Below are 19,333 nucleotides of genomic sequence, written 5' to 3' on the forward strand. Positions count from 1 at the left end.
CGCCGGCGCGAACGGCTGGACGACGGCGGTGAGCCGGCCGAGCGACGCGGCGGTCGCATCGACCGCGAGCTTGCCGGTCGAATTGGCGCGGTCGAAACTGCCGCTGCCGTCGAGCGTGACATTGTCGGGCTGACCGATCTTCACGCGCTCGAGCACGATGGTCTTCGGGCTGTAGGTGACCTTCGCCAGCAGCGGCCGCAATTCCTGCCCCGAGCAGATCGCGCGCCCGACGTCGAGCGACAGCTGTGCCTCGTCGGGCCATTCGGCTTGCGGGCCGGCCAGCGAGCGGACGAATGCCGCAGTCGCATCGAGATCGAGCCGCTCCGCCTTCAACTGTGCCTCGACCTTCGAGCCGTTCGCCGCCTCGCGATGCGCGACCGCGACGCGGCCTTCGAGCGCGCCGCCCTCGATCTCCGCCTTCATCGCGTCGATCGAAAAGCCTGATGGCGACACCGTGACGTCGCCGCGCAACCGCAACGGCTTCTGGCTGCGATAGGTGATGTCGCCGCGTCCCTGCAGCCAGGTCATCAAGGCATCGGGATCGGACGATTCGATGTTGAGCGCGGTCTTGAAGCTGTTCGAGGCGCCTGCCTGTGCGCTGGCACCGCTCAGCGAGACCCGCGTGGATCCCGGTGCGCGAAACTCCAGCCGGCGCACCGTCCATGATTTCGCATCCGATTGCAGCTCGGCCGAGATGTCCTGCAGGGGACGGCCGCCGAGCATGATCTGCTCCGATGCCAGCTCCAGCTGTGCCGGTATCGGACTTTGCGGAAGGCCCGACAGCACCGCACGCAGGGCCGGCAACACGCGCACCGGCTCGACATTGCCGTTGGTGCTGTCCTTGGCGCTATCCTTGGCCGCGAACCTGTCGCCGTCGAGCTGCCGCGCCGTGAGCGAGGCCCGCAGCAGCGGCGACGCGCCGAAGCGAAGATCGCCATTGCCCGCGAGCTTCAATGCGCGGTCCTCGGCGCCATAGCTCACCTCGATTTGGTCGAGACGCGCCGCCGAGTAATCCGATTTCACCTTGGCTGCGATCCGCCAGGGCGGCATGTCGCTGCCGCCGCGCTGGCCCGGCGTGCCGGCCAGCGTCACGGCCCCCTCGAACCGCGGCGCGCGCGCCTCGAAGGTCAGGATGCCGTCGAGATCGGCGGACATCGGCCGCTGCCCGGGATCGATGTTGAAGTGCAGGCGGGTGCCGCTGCCGTCGGCGCTTTGCCCCGACGAGATCCGAAACGGGTAGCGGTTGCCCTCGAACATGAAATTGCCGTCGCCGCGGATCGCACCGGCAAGCGAGCGGACATCGCCACTGAAGGCAATATCATTCAGCTCGAGCGTGCTGCGGCTCGCGGCATCATGCAGCGCGACGCGGCCGGTCAGATTGAGACGGTCGATTGCCAGCGAAGCCAGGTTGAAGGCCCCGCTCGACGGAGACCATTCGATCCGCCCCTTCGGATCGAGCCCGAGATCGAGCGACACGCCATTGATGGTGAGCTCGTTCGCGCGCACCTCGCCGCGCATCAGCGAACTCAGGCTGAACTCGACGTCGAGATTGGCGGCCCGGACCCTGCCGAGGTCGTTGACGCCGCCGACGGTGACGGTTTTCAACCGCAGCGAGGGCGCAGGCAGCAGGCGCGCGTCGAGATTGCCGGCGACGCGAACCGGCGCGCCGATGATCTTCGACGCCTCCTCCTCGAACTGCGGCCTGAACTGGTTCCAGTCAACAAAATACGGACCGATCAGCGCGGCGACCAGTGCAAGAATGAAGGCGATTGCCAGGCCGAGCAGCGTCGTCTGCACGGTGTCTCCCTTTGAGCCCGCTCCGCGGCAGCCTCCTTATGCTGAACCCTTTTGCCAACCCTTGGCCGGAGCAACCCAAATATAGAGACAAGTATGGCGAAGTCACAGCGGCTTTACCGCTGCGACTTCGGGTACATGGTGAATTTCCGTTCAAGCGTGCGTGCGCCGGCCTCGCCGCAGCGTCACAGCCCCGCGGGAACGTCACCAGCTCGCCGGGAGCCGCTTCAGCCCGCGCAGCACGAAGGTCGGCCGCCACTCCGGATTTTCCGCGTCATCGAGCCGCAGGTCGGGGATCCGGCGCAGCAGCGTCGAGATCGCGATCTCGGCCTCGATCCGCGCCAGCTGGGCGCCGAGGCAGAAATGGATGCCGCCGCCGAACGACAGCGGCCGCACGTTCGGCCGCTGGATGTCGAGCTTTTCGGGATGGTCGGGATAGACCGCCGGATCGTGGTTGGCCGAGCCGAGCAGGCACAGCACGCTCTCGCCCTTCGGGATGCGCTTGCCGCCGAGATCCTCGATGTCCTCCAGCGCGACACGGCCGGTCATCTGCACCGACGAATCGTAACGCAGGAACTCTTCGATCGCATTGGTGATCAGGCCGGGATTGGCCTTCAGCAGCGCGAGCTGGTCCGGATTGCGGAACAGCGCGAGCAGGCCGTTGCCGATCAGGTTCACGGTGGTCTCGTGGCCGGCACCGAACAGCAGGATGATGTTGCCGGTCAGCTCCTCATTGGTGAGCTTCTGGCCATCCTCTTCGGCCTGCACCAGCTGCGTGGTGAGGTCGTCGCCGGGCTGCTTGCGCCGCAGCTCGAACAGTTGATGGAAGTACATCGCCGCCATCGCATTGCCGGCGTTGCCTTGCTTGATCTCCTCCGGCGTGAGCGGTACCGGCTCGAGCAGACGTCCCCCGTCACGCGAGCCGGTGTAGAAAGCCTCGCGATGCTCCTCGGGAATGCCGAGCATGTCGCAGATGATCGTGACCGGCAGGCGGAACGCGAAATCCTCGATCAGGTCCATCCGCCCCTGCGGAATGATGCGGTCGAGCGTCTCGTCGACCACGTGCTGGATGCGCGGACGCATATCCTCGACGCGGCGTGCGGTGAACGCCTTGACGACGAGGCCGCGCAGGCGGGTGTGGTCGGGCGGATCCTGCTGCAGCATCCAGTGGCTCATGCTGCGGATGACCGGCTCATCCATGATCTTGGGGCCGTAGCGGCGGATCGTACGTTCGACATAGTCCTTGCCGAAGCGCTTGTCGCGCAGCACCAGGCTCGCCTCGGCGTGGCGGCTGGCGACGAAGGCGCCGTGCGCGTTGACATGCATCGGATCGAAGCGGCGCAGCCGCTCATAATACGGATAGGGATTGCGAATGAATTCGGGCGCCAGTGGGTTGAAAAGCGGCTCGCCGCTGGCCGGCTGAACTTGCTCGTTCATGGTGACCTCGTTCGTGCGCTACGCCGGTGCCTGCACTCTGGCGCGCCTTGGTGTCATCCTCAAGACCGCGCCAACACGGGTACGGCCATTGTGATTTTAGCAACTCGAGCTTTTACAAATGCAACTCGATACACTCTTGTATCGAGTTGCATTCTGCCCTAAACTGCGCGGATGTCAAGGGTTCGAACCAGACCGACACGGGACGACACCTGTGAGAAGCTGTTCGAGGCGGCGGCGCGGGTGTTCGAGGAACAGGGCATCGGCGGTGCCAGCATCGAGGCGATCGCGGCCGCGGCGGGTTTCACCCGCGGCGCGTTCTATTCGAACTTCAAGAGCAAGGACGAACTGATCTTCGCCATGCTTGAGGATCACGTCGAGCAATCGATCCGGCGATGTCTCGACTTGCTGGCCCAGCACCAGAACCTTGCCGATTTCATCGAGGCACTCCGGACCATGGACCGCAGCCGGCAAGATCCACTCGGCCGCTCACCGCTCCTGCACATGGAGATGATCCTGTTCGTCGCACGCGCGGAAAAGCGACGGCCTGAACTGGCAAAACGGCTGCGCGCGCGGCGCCAGCTGATCACGGACATCGTCGCGACGACAGGGAAGAACGGCGGCCGGAACGGCGCGCTCAACCCGGAATGGACCGGTGCCGTCGTGCTGGCGCTCGAAGACGGCTTCCGCCTGCACCGCCTGATCGATCCGGAGACCACGCCGGCAGACAGCTTCCTGCGCGCCATCACCGACTTGCAGCGCGCGATCGGCGTGTCGTCCGCCCGCTAGAGCGTTTTCGAGCGAAGTGGCTACCGGTTCGCGTGAAGAAAACGCGTCAAACGAGAATCTAGAGCCCCCGTTCCGATTCCATCGGAACGGAAAGGGCTCCAGGCTCACGCCGCGCTTGCGATCTTGTGCATCTGTCCGGCGACGGCGCGGACCCTGCGGGGCGAAGCCTGCCAGATCGCGAACGCCGACAGCAGGCTGACGGCAATCCCGAGCAGGAACGCGCTCGTATAGCTGCCCGAGAGGTCATAGAGCTGGCCGGTGATCCAGGGGCCGGCCGCTCCGCCGGCGAGCGCAGCCAGCATCACGGTGCCGAAGATGCTGCCGTAATGCCTGCCCTGGAAGATCTCCAGCACCACCGGTCCCATCACGGACGTCAGGCCGTAGCCGAGCGCGCCCTGGGTGAAGACCATGAGATAGATCAGCGCCATGCTCGGCCAGTACTTCAGCGCGGCCAGCGCGGCGAAGCAGATCACGAAGCCGAAGCAGGAGATCGCCCACACCCATTCACGGCCGATGCGATCGGAGAGATGCCCGAGCCAGATCTGGCCGGGAATGCCGAGTAGGCTGACGACGCCAAGCGCCCAGACGCCGACATTGGAGCTGAAGCCGATGTCGAGCAGGAATCTGGTCTGGTGCACCTGGACGGCGTACCAGATGTACAGGCCGCAGAAATAGCCGATCGCGATCCACCAGAACCGCGCGGTGCGCAACGCACGCGACAGCGTCCAGTCGGTGCCGGCCCACACCGGATCGACGATGTTCGATGCGGGCCTCGTCGACGTCGCCGTCGGTGCCGCGTCGCCGTCCGGCTGCAGGCCGATGTCCTCCGGACGCTTGTGCAGCAGCAAATTGATCGGCGCGAGCACGACCAGCACCACGATCCCCATTGCCGTGCAGGCGGTGCGCCAGCCGGTGTGCTCGATCATGTGCTGCACCCATGGCAGCAGCGTCACCGAACCGATGCCGACGCCGGCAAAGGCGAGCCCGATCGCAAGTCCGCGACTGCGGATGAACCAGTTCGGCACGAACAGCGACTGGCCGGAATAACCGAGACAGACGCTGCCGGAGCCGACCAGCACGCCGATGGTGAGATAGAGATGCCAGGGTTGCGTGGTCAGCGGCGCCAGCAGCAGGCCCGAGCCCATCAGCAGCACGCCAAGCTCCATCACCGCGCGCGGACCGCGGCGGTCCATCAACCGTCCGATCAGCGGGCTCGCGATCGCGGAGGCGACAAAGCCGAACGAGAATGCGCCCGCCGTGACGCCGCGCTCCCAGCCGAACTCGGAGATGATCGGCGGATAGAACAGCGAGAACGCCGTGCGCGCATTGACGCCGATGGCCATGGTGACGAACGTCACCGCGACGATGATCCAGCCGTAGAAGAAGGGAAGTCGCATGGGGGTCTTCGTTGCCAGGGTCAGAGGACGAATACTTGTTTCAGCCCGTGCCGCTGACGGTCAAGTCCCATGGACCGACAAGGTGGCTTCCAAGGCGGTTATTCCAGCAGCCCGCGTCAATTCGCTCAATCAACAGTCCAAACTGTGTGAAGCAATTCATAGACAGTCAGGCTTGGCGCGGCAAACTCGCGCGCGATGTCGAAGCCCTCGGCCATGTCAGCTGATCTTCCGTTGCCTGCGGACATTCCGAGCACGTTCGATCGGACGACTGGCGGCACCGGAGACAACGATGACGATCGCTCCAGCGGTAGCACCGCGCGCCCGGCCAAACTCGCCCGCGATCGGCGGCGAGACGGCAGAATGCCGTTTCATGCATTGACGCAGATCAATGGTGACGAGTTTTCGCCGCGAGATGATCCAGCCATGACGTCAAGGGGCGCATTTGCGTTGCATGCGCAAGGCGCGAATGCCTGGCTGGCCTGCATCGTCCCACCAGTTGGGAGTATCGCGATTGCGCATCCACGAGCACTCCCTCATAGATTGCAAACACTATGCTGTACCAGCCCGCTCGGTTGGCACACCTCGGGATGAAGCCTTCCTTTATGATCTTGATGACGATATTCTTTTGCCATTGGTGTCCTGTTGCTTGTGCCGGATTTTAGTCGCGTATCAGTAAAAATTTCACAGAAGTATCAATAATATGATGACCCCATCGGTCCCGGAAGTTCGCCGACGTCTCGCGGCAATCCTTGCGGCAGACGTGGTCGGATATACGCGCTTGATGGAGGCGCATGAGGAAAACACCCATACCCGGCTGATGCAGTTGCGCTCGGAAATCCTCACCCCGGGCGTCACGGCGCAGAACGGAAGGATCGTCAAGAATACCGGCGACGGCTTCCTTGCAACATTCGATACCGCGCGCGATGCAACGCGATGTGCCCTGTCGCTGCAAGAAGCTCTGGCCTTGAATACAGCCGCAATGCCCGCTGACGAGCGCATCAGCTTTCGCATCGGGCTGAATGCCGCGGACATCATCGTTGAAGAAGATGACGTCTATGGCGAGGGCGTGAACATCGCGGCGCGGCTTCAGAACTATGCGCAAGCGGGCGGCGTCGTGGTGTCAGGCGCCGTTGCCGAGCAGATCGGCAAGGACCTGGACGTCAGCGTGATCGACCTCGGCGATCTGCATCTGCGCAACATGGGCCGGCCTGTCCGCGTATATGCGCTCCACCGTTCCATGCAGCCCGCGAAGCTTGTTGGCGAAGCCCCGGTGGGCTCGGAACCTCGCCCCTCGATTGCCGTCCTGCCGTTCCGAATGAACCTCGCCACTCCGGAAGAGGGTTATTTCGCCGATGGCGTGGTTGACGACATCATCCGCGGCCTTGCCGGGCTCAAGGAGCTTTTTGTCGTATCACGCGGGTCCAGCCTCGGCTTCAGCGGCCGCAACGTCGACGTGCGCGAGATCGGGCGGCGGCTCGGGGTTCGTTATGTCCTCTATGGCGGCATCCAAAGGACGATGACCTCGGTCCGTATCGTGACCGAGCTCAGCGACGCCGAGTCGGGCGAAGTCATTCGATCGGATTTGCACGAAGGCGACCTTCGCGAACTGTTTGCGCTTCAGGATCGGATCGCCATCAACGTCGTAAGACAAATCGCGCCGCAGGTTCGCGAGCGTGAGCTGATGCGATCAATGCGCAAGCATCCGCAGAACCTGACCGCCTACGATCTCGTCCTGCAGGCGCTCGATTTGCTGTACCGGATGGACTACGACTCCTTTTCGAGGGCGCGGGGCCTGCTCGAGCAAGCCATTTCACACGACCCAAATTTTGCGTTGGCCTATTCCTACGTCGCGCTGTGGTACGTGTTCCGGATCGGCGAAATCGGATCGCCGGATCCTGAGGGCGACGTCATCGCCGGTGCCAGATACGCCAAGGAGGCGATCGATCGAGGCGGTGACGACGCATTCGCGCTGGCGGTGTATGGTCACGTCCAGTCATTTCTGCTGCATGACTTTCAAAGCGCGAGGATAGCCCTCGACCGCGCGATTGCCGCCGGCCCGAGTTCAGCGATGGCCTGGACCATGGCGAGCGCGACATCCGGCTTTCTTGGTGATGGCCCAGCCGCCATCCGCCAGGGCGAGCAGGGCGTCCGGCTCTCGCCGCTCGACGCGCGCTCGTTCTGGCACGAGGGATTGTTCGGCCAGGCTCACTATGTGAACGGCGACTACGAGCAGGCGCTGGAGTGGGTGCGGGGCGCATTGAACCGCAACGGACTTATTCGCTTCAATCATCGCCTGCACATCGTCACGCTCGGTGCCCTGGGCCGTCGTGAAGAAGCGGCGGAAGCGGCGCGCCGCTATCTGGAAATTCAACCCGGATTCCGCATTTCGTCCTACGCGCCGCACTGCCCGTTTCGTGGCGATGCATTGGAAACCTGGCTCGGCCACCTGCGATCGGCGGGGCTTCCTGATTGACCGGTATTGCTGACGACAACTGCCGAAAGAGGGAGAGACGTCAATGACAGGCAACACGGGTAACACGGGCAATACCGGAAACACCGGCAATACCGGCAACACCGGAAACACTGGCAACGTCGGAGGGGGTGGTTGGTTTATTTCAGACCGGGTTGATCTGCCGTTCGTCACGAGGCTCGACCCCTCCGGCACCAACGAGCTTGGCAGCCTGCGGCGGACGCCGCCACAGCATTTCGGCAGCCGGCAGTGGTCCGCGGACTGGTACGCGTGGCGTGTCTTGCATCAGTTCATCGCTAACGTCCCCGGCTGGGCAGCGACCGTCGACGCTGACGCCACCCTCACCCAGATTCGTACCGACCTGGTCACCAACTATGCCGCCCAGATCGACAACCTTGTGCTCGCGGCGCGGGACGAGCGGCCGGATGCCATGGGACTGATCCTTTCGCAGGATGTCGAATTCTTCACGGATTTTCTGGCTGTGCTGACCGCCAGGCCCGGCTCGCACACGCAAACCTGGCGCCTGTTGAACATCGCGAGTTTGATTGGGTCCTTTGCCGCATTGTATTTCAAGGACAGGTACGATTTGCCTCGGCCCTCGCAGATTTGCCCCGCCCTGCTGCCGCCGATCCAGGTCCCCGGCCACGCGTCCTGGCCGAGCGGGCATTCCACCCAGGCGCATTTCATGAAGAACTGCATGCTCAGGGTGTTCGCCGCAACGGCGATGTCCGCCGCCGACCAGGCCGTATGGAAATCCGACCTGTCGATTCTGGCGGATTCGATCGCCCGAAACCGCGAGATTGCCGGTGTGCATTATCCGAAAGATTCGGAAGCCGGCGCCAGAATTGCCGATTTGCTGGACACCGTCATCCTGACACCAAACGTCGTGCCGATGTTTGACAACGCAATCGCGGCGACCGCGGGCGAATGGCAATGAGCACCCGGGATGGGCGGAGCCCCGCATACGACACCGAAGGCCTCAAGCAGGCCATTGAGAATTCGACGACCAGCGCACTTCCCCCTACCGGATTTCGCGCCTTGGTGGCGTCGCAGGACGAGTTGAAGGCGCTCGGTTTTCCGAGACGCCCGGACCCGGTGCTTCAGCCGGCCGAGTATGCATTCTGGCAGAAGATGTTTAGCCCGACGGTGGCGTTCGAGGCGTTCGATATCCGGGTGCTTTCCCCGGTCACGGCGGGGCTGCGCCGATCATTCAACCAATCGCCGCGGCGGGAAAGCAGCCTCAACTGGTCCGGTGCCTACATCACACCGAGGGATGGCACCATCTTCTCGTCGGTCTGGGGGAAGTTTCAGGTGCCGACGCCAACTCAGCCGGCTGACGGCCGCGCCAGCGAGACATATCACAGTTCGACCTGGATCGGCTTTGACGGACAACGTCGGTATTACAGATCGACACTGCCGCAAATCGGCACCGCGCAGAACATCGACCCTGGCACGGGCGCGGGCAATCCGACGACGTCGTTCTTTGCGTGGTGGCAATGGTGGGTAAGGGGCGACCCGGCCCAGTCGCATCCCATCACGCTCGTGTCGCCGAAGATCCATGCCGGCGATCTGATCATGTGCCTCATGCAGGTCGCGCCGGATCGCACCGGCGTGTCGTTCGTGATCACGAACCTGACGACCAGTCGCTCCGTGCAGTTCTTTCAAACCGCACCCCTGACCGGTCTGGGGCAACCCTTCAACATTCCCGGCGCAACCGCGGAATGGGTGATGGAGAGGTCGGCCGCCCCGGGAAATCCAACCCCGCTGCAGCTCCCGGACTACGGTACGGTGGTCTTCCACGATTGCGGCGCGTCGGCAATCAACATGGATACGGGAGCGACGGTGGAGCGCAATCTCTCCGGCGCGAAACTCATCGACATGTACGTCGTGAAGAAGGAGACCCCGGAAAGGACCGAGAAGCCCTCCATTGCGAGGCCGATCGATTCGACCGAGTTCCTGACCTACTTCCGCTAGCCAGCGGAGTGCACTACGCGAGCGCGTGGCTTTCATGGCCGAAATAGGCGCGCTCGAGCCGGTGCGCGAGGTCGCTTTCTCCGGTCGACGCTTGAAGCGCGATCGCGCCCTGCACCAGCGCGTAGACACGATCGGCACACGCCAGTGCCTTCTCGAGCAGCTGTTCCACCAGCAGCACCGAGGTTCCCTGCTCACGCAGCCGGCCGATGACGTTGAGGACGCGATCGACCAGCACCGGCGACAGTCCCGCCGAGGGCTCGTCGAGCATCAACAGCCGCGGACGGCGGACCAGCCCCTGGGCCACCGTCAGCATCTGCTGCTGCCCGCCCGAGAGTGCGCCGCCGCGCTCATTCCGCTTCTCGGCGATCTCCGGGAAGAACGCCAACGCCTCCTCGATGCGCACCGCGCGTTCGGCGCGCGGCAGGTCGTAGCCGGCGAGCAGCAGATTGTCGGTGACCGAGATCTGCGTGAACACGCGATGTCCCTCGATCACATGCACGAGCCCGGCCCGCGCGGCATCGCGCGGCGTGGCGTTGGTCATGTCGCGGCCGCCGAACCGGACCTGCCCGGCATTGACGGGCAACAATCCCGACATCGCGCGCAGCAGCGTGGTCTTGCCGGCGCCGTTGGGGCCGAGCAACGCGACCACCTCGCCCGCAGCGATCGTGATGTCGATGCCGTGCAGCACGCGGATCTTGCCGTAGCCGGACTCCAGCGCGCTCACTTTGAGCAGAGGTTCAGCCGCCGAGGTAAGCACTGACGACCTCCTTGTGGACGCGGATCTCCGCCGGCGTTCCCGCCGCCAGCGTGCGGCCGAGATTGAGCACGGTGACCTGGTGGCAGATGTCGAAGATCAGATCGGCATGATGCTCGACCAGCAGCACACCGGTGCCGCGGCCGCAGATCGCCTTGATCAACGCGGCGAGCCGCTCGATCTCGTCATTGGAAAGACCTGCCGCGGGCTCATCGAGCAGCAGGAAGTCGGGATCGAGCATCAGCGCCCGCGCGACCTCGATGAAGCGCAGTTCACTGTGCTGCAGCCGATCGGCGCGCACATCGGCAAGCGCCTCGAGGCCGACGACGCCGAGCAGCGCGCGGGCCTTCGCGGCGAGCATGCGCTCGTCCGCACCGTTACGCGGCAATGCGAGCATCGCCTCGACGAAATTGGCCCTGCCCTCGATCGAGCCGCCGATCATGACATTTTCCAGCACCGAGGCTTCGCCGATCACGCGCGGCGTCTGGAAGGTGCGCGCGATGCCGCACGCCGCACGGCTGACTGGTTGGCCCGCGGGCAAGACTGCGTCGCCGAGCGTCATGCTGCCGGCCTTCGCGCCGTAATAGCCCGAGATCACGTTCAGCGTCGTGGTCTTGCCGCTGCCGTTCGGACCGATCAGGCCATGGATCCGGCCGGGTGCGACGTCGAGGTCGAGGCCGTCGATCGCCTTCACATTGCCGAAGCTGAGCGCGATGCCGCGCAGCTGCAGCGTCTTGCCGCCATCGCGCCGGCGCACGATGTCGGCGAGCGCGGCCGGGCGCGGAACGATGGCACGGTTGCTGGCAAGCGGACGGCGGTTGCGGAAATCGAGCAGCGCCGCGATGCCGCCGGGCATCACCAGCACGATCACAAGCAGCAGCACCGCGTAGAGAAAGGTCGACCAGGCCGCGAGCGGCGCGGCGATCTCCGGCAGGATGGTCAGAATGATGGTACCGAGCATCGGTCCGAGGATCGAGCCGCGGCCGCCGATCAGGATCGCGATGAAGAACAGCACCGAGAGATCGAAGGTGAAGGCATCGGGCGTGATGTAGGTCTGCAGCGTTGCGAACAACCCGCCGGCAATGGCCGCCAGCGCCCCGGCGAACAGGAAGATTGCGATCAGCATGTTCGGCTTGGAGATGCCGCTGGCCTCAGCGGCGACCTCGGCGTCGCGCACCGCGATCAGGGCGCGGCCGAACCGGCTGCGCGCGACGTTGGCGCTCATCCAGGTCGTCAACGCGGCGAAACCGACGCAGAGCCCATAAAATCCCCACGGCGTGTTGAACGGCGCCGGGAATTCCGGACCGGTAATGCCGATGCCGCCGCCGGTCACGCTCTGCCAGGCCAGCGCGATCTGGGTCACGATGGTCGCAAAGCCAAGCGTCGACATCGCGAAGTAGAAGGTGCGCAGGCGCAAGGCCGGCAGGCCGACGATCACGCCGAAGACCGCACCGATCAGGCCTGCGATCGGCAAGGCGGCGAACACCGGAACGGCCGGCATCACATTGCCGGCGACCAGCACGCTGGTGGTGTAGGCGCCGAGCGTCAGCAGCGCGACATATCCGATCGCGAGATGGCCGGCGAAGCCGACCACCAGATTGAGGCCGGACACCAGCACCCAGTAGATCGCGGCCCGCGTGCCGATTAGCACCCAGTAGTCGTTGCTGACGAACGGCAGCAGCACCGCCAGCACGAGAATGCCGAGGAACGGCAGGACGTGCGGTAGCGCGGCGCGCCATGCGCCGCTGTCGGTCCGGGGCGGCGCGGCTGCGACCGAGGTCATCACACCCTCCGCGCAGTGGAGCTGCCGAACAGCCCTTGCGGCGCCGCGAGCAGCACCACGATGAACAACGTGAACACCGCGACCGACGAGAAGATGCCGCCGACCAGGAAATTCGCCGCCTGCTGGAACAGGCCGAGCGCCAGCCCGCCGATGATCGCGCCTCTGTTGTTGCCGAGCCCGCCGAGCGCCACCGGCACGAAGCCGTAGAAATTCAGCAGCGCGCCGTTGGCAAAGAAGGCGAGCAGCAGCTGCCCGCCGGAGAATCCGGCGATGCCGCCGACCACGCCCGCGAGCGCGTAGCTCGCGACCCGCAGATTGCGCTCCGGCAGGCCGAGCGCGCGGGCCGCAAAATTGTCCTCCGCGATGGCCAGGAACGCGCGGCCGACCAGCGTGCGGCGGTAGAGATATTCAAGGCCGATGATGGTGACGGCGCAGGCGGCGACCGGCAGCCAGAATTTTTCGTCCAGCACGCCCTCACCTAGCCCTGCGATGCGCGGGAACGGCTGCGGCTCGGTGCCCCATTTGATCGCGGTGACCTGCTGGATCATCAGCGCGACCGCCAAGGTCGAGAGCACGTAGAGATGCTGATCGAGGCTCTTGAGCACCGGCCGCACCGCGACGAATTCGGTGATGATGCCGATCACCGCGCAACAGAGCAGTGTCAGCACGAAGCCTGCGGCAATCGGCAGACCGAGCTTCAGCGTGAACATCGAACCGAACACGCCGCCCAGCATCGCAAGCTGGCCGGCGGTGAAGCTCATCACCCGCGAGGTCGAGAACATCGTGTTGTAGGTGACGCCGACCAGCGCGTAGATCGCGCCCGCCGCGAGACCGGATGCAAGGATCGAGGCCAGCATCGGCTGCGCCCTCGCTCTTTATGTATACCCCGGCGCCAGCGCGAAGGTGCCGTCCTTGGCGGTAGAGGCTTCCGACATCACGATCTCTTCGGTCAGGTAACCGTTATGCTGGGTCGGCGAGAACCGGTAATTGCCGAAATAGCCGGGATAGGTCGACAGCGAATTCCAGTAGTTGATGATGCCGGCGCTGTCGGTCGAGCCGCTTTCCCCGACGGCCTTGGCGATCAGCTCGATGCAATCGATGCCGCCGGCGATCCACCACAGCAGCGTGTCGTTCAACGCGATATTGGCCTTGGTCAGGCGCGCGACCAGGTCCGCGCTCTTCGCCGGCAGCTTGCCGGCGCCGTCATAGCTGCAGCTCTTGTAGCCGATCGCATAGACCTTCTTCCAGTTCTCCGGTTTTGCAACAAGGCTCGCGAGCTCGCCCGAGGCCAGCGAGGGGTGCCCGACAAAGGGAATGTCCCAGTTCATCGCGGCGCGGGTGTTGAACATGCGCGCCTCCATGCCGGTCGAAACGCTCCACACCACGATCGCCTCGGCGCCGGCGTTCTTGGCGCGCAGCATGTCCGGCGTCATGTCGGGCTGTGTGGCGTCGACATTGGCCTGATAGACGACCTCGGCGCCATCCTTCTTGAACGCCGCAACGGAGGCGCCGACCGCGGTGACGCCATAGCCGGTGGTGTCGCCGATCACCGCGACCTTCTTCACCTTGAGGATCTTGAGGCAATAGTTGCGCACGGCGTCGTCCCATTGATTGTTCGACGGCGCGATGCGGAACGCGTTGGGGAACTTGACCGGATCGATCAGGGTCTCGACCACGCAGGGGTGCAAATCGGGCATCTTGGCGCGCGCCATGATCGGCGTCGTCGCCAGCGCCTCGCCCGAATTCAGCGGCCCCCAGATCGCGTGGACCTTGGCCTGGCTGATCAACTCCTGCGTGGCGTTGACAGCCTTGGTCGGATCGCCCTGGGTGTCGCGCATCACGAGCTCGATCTTGCGGCCCTTGACACCGCCGGCGCCGTTGATGGCATCGACCGCGAAATTGACGCCGCGGTTGAAGCCGACGGTGGGCGCCGAGCTCGGCCCGGTGATCGCCGCGAGACAGCCGATCTTGATCGGTTCGGATTGCGCGATGGCCGGGGCCGGGAAGGAGAATGATGCGGCGCCCAGTGCGCCGGCGCTGCCCAACAAAACGTCACGGCGTGAAATGGCCATGTGATGCACTCCCTGTTTCCCTCTCGGCGCCCGTCGTTTGTTGCGGGACGTCCGTTGATTGATTGTCCGCGCGCTCTTTGGCCGGGGTTTTACAGGTTCAAGTTTGAGCTGGATGTAAAGGTCTTGTCCAGCCCTTCCGATAGCATTGGGATCAGCCGAACTTTCATGGCCGAGGCCGCCGCGTCCAGTGCTCCGCGTTGACAGCTCCGACAGGTATTTCTCCGGCAACGATCTTCGCGACCTGGCGCACGGTCTCCGAGGATTGATGCTCGATGGCCTGCGGCGTCAGGCCGCCGACATGCGGCGTTGCGATTACATTGCCGAGCTTCGCAAGTTCCGGCGTCGGCATCTGGTCGGGCGCGCGGCCGACATCCAGCGCTGCGCCCGCAATGCGGCCATTGCGCAGCGCGGCCACCAGCGCCGCCTCGTCGACGAGATTGCCGCGCGACAGGTTGATGAAGAACGCGTGCTTCTGCATCCGCGCCAGCGCCGCCTCCCCGATCAGGTTCTCGGTCTGCGCGTTGGCGATGGCGAGGCAGACGACGTAATCGGCGCGCGCGAGCAGATCGTCGAGCGGCAGATGCGCGATCGCCGCATCGTCGATGGAGGCAAAGGGATCGGCGACCAGCACAGTCATGCCGAGCGCCTTGGCAAGGCCGGCAAGATAGCGCCCGATGCTGCCATAGCCGATGATGCCGATCGTGCTCCCCGCAAGCTGGCGGCCCATCACGACCTCGGGCGCCCTGCCCGCGTGATAGTCCGCAGTGGCCCGCGACACGCCGCGCGACAGATCGACCATGAAGCCCAGCGCGAGTTCGGCGACCGATTGCACGAAGCCGGCGCTCGCCTGCGTCACCAGCACACCGGCGGCGGATGCCGCGGCCACGTCGATATTGCGGATATCGACCGCGCAGCGCACGAAGGCGCGCAGCTTCGGCAGAACCGGAAAGATCGCGCCTGGCCCCTGGGTCATGCGATCGGCGACGATAATGTCGACGTCGGCCGCGGCCTCGACGAGCGTCGCGCCGTCGAGCGGCTCATCCCCTTCGTGCAGCTTGACGTCAGCGACCGCGCGCAGGCCGTTCAGGCTGCGCTCGCCGTAATAGTCGCGGCGCATTTGCGGGATATGGGCGAGCAGCACCTTCACGACAGCACTCCCCTAATAGCCGAGTGCATGCGGCAAGGCCGTGCTGATCGCCGGCACGAAGGCGATCACCAGCAGGCACAGCAGCAGCAGGCCGAGATAGCCCAAAATCGGCTTGATGGTCTGCTCGATCGGCACGTTGCCGATCAGGCAGGCGCCGTAGAGCCCGAGCCCGAGCGGCGGCGCAAACAGGCCGAGCCCCATCGCGATCACAAGCACGACGCCGAAATGCAGGGGATCGATGCCGAGCTTGACCGCCACCGGCAGCAGCAGCGGGCCGAAGATGATCAGCGCCGCGGCGCCTTCGAGCACCGAGCCCATCACCACCAGCACCAGGATCGACAGCAGCATGAACAGCCAGACGCCATGGCTGCCCGAGATCGCCAGCATGAGGTCGCCGACCGCGTGCGGCACCTGTTGCAAGGTCAGGATGAAGGCGAGCGATTGCGCCGCGGCGACGATGAACAGCACCAGTCCCGAGCGCGTTGCGGATTGCACGAAGCAGTGCGCCAGGCTTTTCACGCCGAGCTCGCGAAACAACAGGCTGCCGACTGCGATGGCATAGATCGCAGCAAATGCCGAGATCTCGGTCGCCGTGGCGAAGCCGCTCTTGAAGCCGAAGAAGATCATGAAGATCAGCCCGAACGAAGCGATCGCACCGGTCCAAAGTCCTGATACCGCCGCGCGCGGCTCGGCTTCCGCGTTCGCCGCCGGGCGCTTGCCGAAGATGATCGACACCACGATCAGCGCCAAGGCCATCAGCGCGGCCGGCAGCATGCCGGCGACGAACAGTCCGCCGATCGAGAGGTTGGCGACGAAGCCGAGGATGATCAGGTTGATACAGGGCGGAATGGTTTCCGCCATCACGGCGGAAGCCGCAAGCAGCGCCACTGCCCCGCCCGGGTTCTGCCGCGAGCGGCGCGCCGCCGGGATCAGCACCGAACCGACCGCCGCAACATCCGCCATTTTCGAGCCCGAGATGCCGGAGAACAGCACCATCGACATCACCATCACGACGTTGAGCCCGCCGCGCATCCGCCCGACCGCACGCTGCAGCAGCTCGATCAGCCGGACCGACATGCCGTTGGCTTCCATCAGATAGCCGACCAGGATGAAGAACGGGATCGCCAGCAGCACGAAATTGTCGATACCGCGCGCCATCTGCTGGGCGAAGATCACGCCAGGCAACGTGCCTTCCACCCAGATGAAGATCAGCGCCGCCAGTGCCAGCGCAAAGCCGATCGGCAGTCCGCCGAACAGCGTGAGGAAGAAGCCGATCAGCATCAACGTCTGCGACGACGGCACCGACGACGGTGCAAACGCGTCCCAGGCCAGATAGAGACCAACGATGACGGCGGTCGCGACGATGCCTACCGCCATGTCGCGCAGCGGCCGTCCAAGGAACGTCTCGAGCGCGAAGATCGTCATGAAGGCCGCGCCGACGCCCATCGGATAGAAAGTCCATTCCAGCGGCAGCCCCGAGCCCGAGGTCTGCCCCGTGGTCAGCCAGCCCATCTTGATGGCATTGAACGCGACGTAAGCCGCAATGATGGTGACGAGCAGCGCCCCGACCGCGTCGACGACCCGCCGCACGCCCGGCGCCAGCATGTCCACGAAGAAGGCGACACCGAGATTCTCGCTGCGCGCGAGCGCGCTCGCCGCACCGAAGAAGCTCGACCCGACCATCAGGCCGCGGGCGACGTCGTCGGACCACTCGACCGGCGCGTTGAACAGGAAGCGGGCCAGCACCGAGACGCTGACCACCACGAGATCGGCGGCGAGCAGGACCGCGGCGATCGCATCACTGAGCGCGAGCAACGGCGCCGTGATCCGGTCACCGCTGCTTCTCGTCGCGACTGCGGCGACTGACATGCGCCGACCTCAGGCCTGGGTGGCGCGGATCAGATCGACCACGGCCTTCGCCTCGGGCCGCGCCTTGATGAAATTGTCGGTCTGCGGCAGCACGCGCTTGCGGAACGCCTCCTTGTCGCATTCGACCACCGTGACGCCCTTTTCGGCCAGCGATGCGAGCGCTTCCTTCTCCACCGCGAGGCCGTGCGTACGGGTATCGGCCGCAGCCTGCTTCGCCGCATCGAGGAAGCCCTCGCGCAGCTTGGGAGCCATGCGGTTGAAGGTGGTGTCGCTGAAATAGACCGCGAGCGGCGAGAAGATGTGCTGGGTCAGCGCATAATGCTTCGCCGTCTCGTAGAACTTGCTGGCGAGGATGGTCGGCGGATCGTGCTCGAGGCCGTCGAGCACACCGGCCTGCAGCGCCGTATAAATCTCGCCGAACGCCAGCGGTGTCGCCGCGGCCCCCATCAGCCGCAGGCATTCGGTGATGATCGGGTTGGGCAGCGTGCGGATCTTGAGGCCGGCGAGATCTTCCGGCGTCTTCACCGGCTTCTTCGACAACACGCTGCGGGCGCCGAAATTGTAGGCCCAGGCGATGATGTGGATGCCGGCGCCCTTGAGCAGCGCGTCCTCGATCGGCTTCGCCGCGCCGGCGTCGAACGCCTTGGTCTGCTGCTGGAAGCTGGAGAAGAGGTAGCCGAGGTCGAAAGTGCCGACCAGCGGCACGAGGTTCGCCGAGATCGACGAGCCCGACACCATCAGGTCGACCACCCCGAGCTTCACCGAGTTGATGACGTCGATTTCCTGGCCGAGCTGGTTGTCAGGGAAGAAGGTGACCTCGATCTGCTCGCCGAGCCCATTCGCCTTCAGGCTCTTGACCAGGTTGTCGTAGTAGACCCGGCCATTGGCGTATTTGGGATCGTTCGGAAGCGACGACGAGCATCGCAGCTTCATGGCCGCGGCCTCTGCGCGGCCGATGATGGCGGGCGCGGCGGCGAGCCACGCCGCAGCAGTGACCGATGACCGCAACACGATACGGCGGCTCACGCGCGTCGACGTCATGATGATGCTCCTCCCCAGAAACCGATCGTTTTGTCTTGGCATTCTCTCGGCCGCCCGCCGGTTAGCCCGAGCTTGGCAGCGCTTTTGTCATAATGTATGACAAAAGCCATACGGTTGTGCAAGAGCGCCGCGCGGCGGCGGCGCAGGCCTCAACCGCAGCGAGGCTTTCGATGTTCCGGACATCCAACGCATTGCGTCGGAGCGTGCACAGCCAGGTCACCGACCGGGTCGGCAGCAGCATCGTGCGCGGCGAGATCGGCGTCGGCGAGACGCTGCCGCCGGAAATGCAGATCTGCGAGATGATGGATGTCAGCCGCACCGTGGTGCGCGAGGCAATCCGCACCCTGACCGGCAAGGGCCTGATCGAGTCGCGTCCCAAGAGCGGCACAAGGGTGCGGCCGCCCGAGCAATGGAATCAGCTAGATCCCGACGTGCTACGCTGGCACCTCGAGACCGCGGAGATCGATCGCTATCTCGCCAAACTGTTCCAGCTGCGCTCCGCGGTCGAACCGGCCGCGGCGGCACTTGCGGCCACCCATGCCCACGAAGACGATATCGCGCGGATCCGCGCCGGATGCGACGGGATGGACGCGGCGCAAACCAACGAGGCGTTCGTCGCTGCCGACATCAAGTTCCACCAGGCAATCTATTTCGCGACCCGCAACGAGTTCTTCTGGCCGATCGCGCAGATGTTCGAGATCACCTTGCGCCAGAGCTTTACGATCGCCGCAACCGGCGCGCACCGCCCCCGGGCGCTGATCGAGCACCGCGCGGTGCTGGACGCGATCGTGAGCGGCGACGCAGAGGCC

The 19,333-nt window shown here is 64.9% G+C and carries 15 protein-coding genes; 5 read left to right on the plus strand and 10 right to left on the minus strand.

Annotated features, from left to right (window positions below; genetic code table 11):
* Together H8A92_RS33010 and H8A92_RS33015 are read right to left on the minus strand one after the other, a co-directional pair.
* Positions 1-1,797, minus strand: a 1,797-nt coding sequence (locus tag H8A92_RS33010) for an AsmA family protein (protein ID WP_229199569.1), incomplete at its 3' end; no start/stop codon positions are given.
* 201 nt (positions 1,798-1,998) lie between these two features.
* The gene (locus H8A92_RS33015; protein ID WP_229199570.1) at positions 1,999-3,231 is read right to left on the minus strand and encodes a cytochrome P450; all 1,233 of its coding nucleotides are present in this window, start codon (positions 3,229-3,231) and stop codon (positions 1,999-2,001) included.
* 171 nt (positions 3,232-3,402) lie between these two features.
* On the opposite strand from H8A92_RS33015, the gene H8A92_RS33020 reads away from it, so the two are divergent.
* The gene (locus H8A92_RS33020; RefSeq protein ID WP_229199571.1) at positions 3,403-4,017 is read left to right on the plus strand and encodes a TetR/AcrR family transcriptional regulator; all 615 of its coding nucleotides are present in this window, start codon (positions 3,403-3,405) and stop codon (positions 4,015-4,017) included.
* A gap of 104 nt (positions 4,018-4,121) precedes the next feature.
* On the opposite strand, the gene H8A92_RS33025 is transcribed toward H8A92_RS33020, so the two are convergent.
* Complete coding sequence (locus tag H8A92_RS33025; protein ID WP_229199572.1) at positions 4,122-5,414, minus strand: MFS transporter; 1,293 nt, start codon at positions 5,412-5,414, stop codon at positions 4,122-4,124.
* 703 nt (positions 5,415-6,117) lie between these two features.
* Here H8A92_RS33025 and H8A92_RS33030 point away from each other — a divergent pair.
* The 3 genes from H8A92_RS33030 to H8A92_RS33040 are packed head-to-tail and all read left to right on the plus strand — an operon-like array spanning position 6,118 to position 9,858.
* Positions 6,118-7,887, plus strand: a complete 1,770-nt coding sequence (locus H8A92_RS33030; protein ID WP_229199573.1) for an adenylate/guanylate cyclase domain-containing protein — start codon at positions 6,118-6,120, stop codon at positions 7,885-7,887.
* Between the two features lie 43 nt (positions 7,888-7,930).
* Positions 7,931-8,821, plus strand: coding sequence for a phosphatase PAP2 family protein (locus H8A92_RS33035; protein ID WP_229199574.1), 891 nt, complete (start codon positions 7,931-7,933; stop codon positions 8,819-8,821).
* A complete protein-coding gene (locus H8A92_RS33040; RefSeq protein WP_229199575.1) occupies positions 8,818-9,858 on the plus strand; it encodes an A4/G1 family peptidase in 1,041 nt (346 codons plus the stop codon). The genes H8A92_RS33035 and H8A92_RS33040 overlap by 4 nt, the downstream gene beginning before the upstream one ends.
* A 13-nt stretch (positions 9,859-9,871) precedes the next feature.
* Here the strand turns inward: H8A92_RS33040 and H8A92_RS33045 are convergent, their stop codons facing one another.
* The 7 genes from H8A92_RS33045 to H8A92_RS33075 form a co-directional block, all read right to left on the minus strand.
* Complete coding sequence (locus H8A92_RS33045; protein WP_229199576.1) at positions 9,872-10,615, minus strand: ABC transporter ATP-binding protein; 744 nt, start codon at positions 10,613-10,615, stop codon at positions 9,872-9,874.
* The gene (locus tag H8A92_RS33050) at positions 10,596-12,395 is read right to left on the minus strand and encodes a branched-chain amino acid ABC transporter ATP-binding protein/permease (protein WP_229199577.1); all 1,800 of its coding nucleotides are present in this window, start codon (positions 12,393-12,395) and stop codon (positions 10,596-10,598) included. Before H8A92_RS33050 ends, H8A92_RS33045 begins: the two co-directional genes overlap by 20 nt.
* Positions 12,395-13,252: a branched-chain amino acid ABC transporter permease gene (locus H8A92_RS33055; RefSeq protein WP_229199578.1), complete on the minus strand. Its 858-nt coding sequence runs from the start codon at positions 13,250-13,252 to the stop codon at positions 12,395-12,397. The genes H8A92_RS33050 and H8A92_RS33055 overlap by 1 nt, the downstream gene beginning before the upstream one ends.
* A gap of 18 nt (positions 13,253-13,270) precedes the next feature.
* Positions 13,271-14,467: an ABC transporter substrate-binding protein gene (locus H8A92_RS33060; RefSeq protein ID WP_229199579.1), complete on the minus strand. Its 1,197-nt coding sequence runs from the start codon at positions 14,465-14,467 to the stop codon at positions 13,271-13,273.
* Positions 14,468-14,630: 163 nt separating this feature from the next.
* Positions 14,631-15,614, minus strand: a complete 984-nt coding sequence (locus H8A92_RS33065; RefSeq protein ID WP_229199580.1) for an NAD(P)-dependent oxidoreductase — start codon at positions 15,612-15,614, stop codon at positions 14,631-14,633.
* A gap of 12 nt (positions 15,615-15,626) precedes the next feature.
* Positions 15,627-17,483 (minus strand): TRAP transporter large permease, encoded by a 1,857-nt coding sequence (locus H8A92_RS33070; protein WP_229199581.1) that lies wholly within the window; start codon positions 17,481-17,483, stop codon positions 15,627-15,629.
* A gap of 9 nt (positions 17,484-17,492) precedes the next feature.
* Positions 17,493-18,524: a TRAP transporter substrate-binding protein gene (locus tag H8A92_RS33075; RefSeq protein ID WP_229199582.1), complete on the minus strand. Its 1,032-nt coding sequence runs from the start codon at positions 18,522-18,524 to the stop codon at positions 17,493-17,495.
* 170 nt (positions 18,525-18,694) lie between these two features.
* On the opposite strand from H8A92_RS33075, the gene H8A92_RS33080 reads away from it, so the two are divergent.
* Positions 18,695-19,333 (plus strand): FadR/GntR family transcriptional regulator (locus H8A92_RS33080; protein WP_229199583.1); only part of this gene is annotated, 639 nt, incomplete at its 3' end.

It is taken from the genome of Bradyrhizobium acaciae (assembly GCF_020889785.1).
Taxonomy (GTDB): Bacteria; Pseudomonadota; Alphaproteobacteria; order Rhizobiales; family Xanthobacteraceae; genus Bradyrhizobium; species Bradyrhizobium acaciae.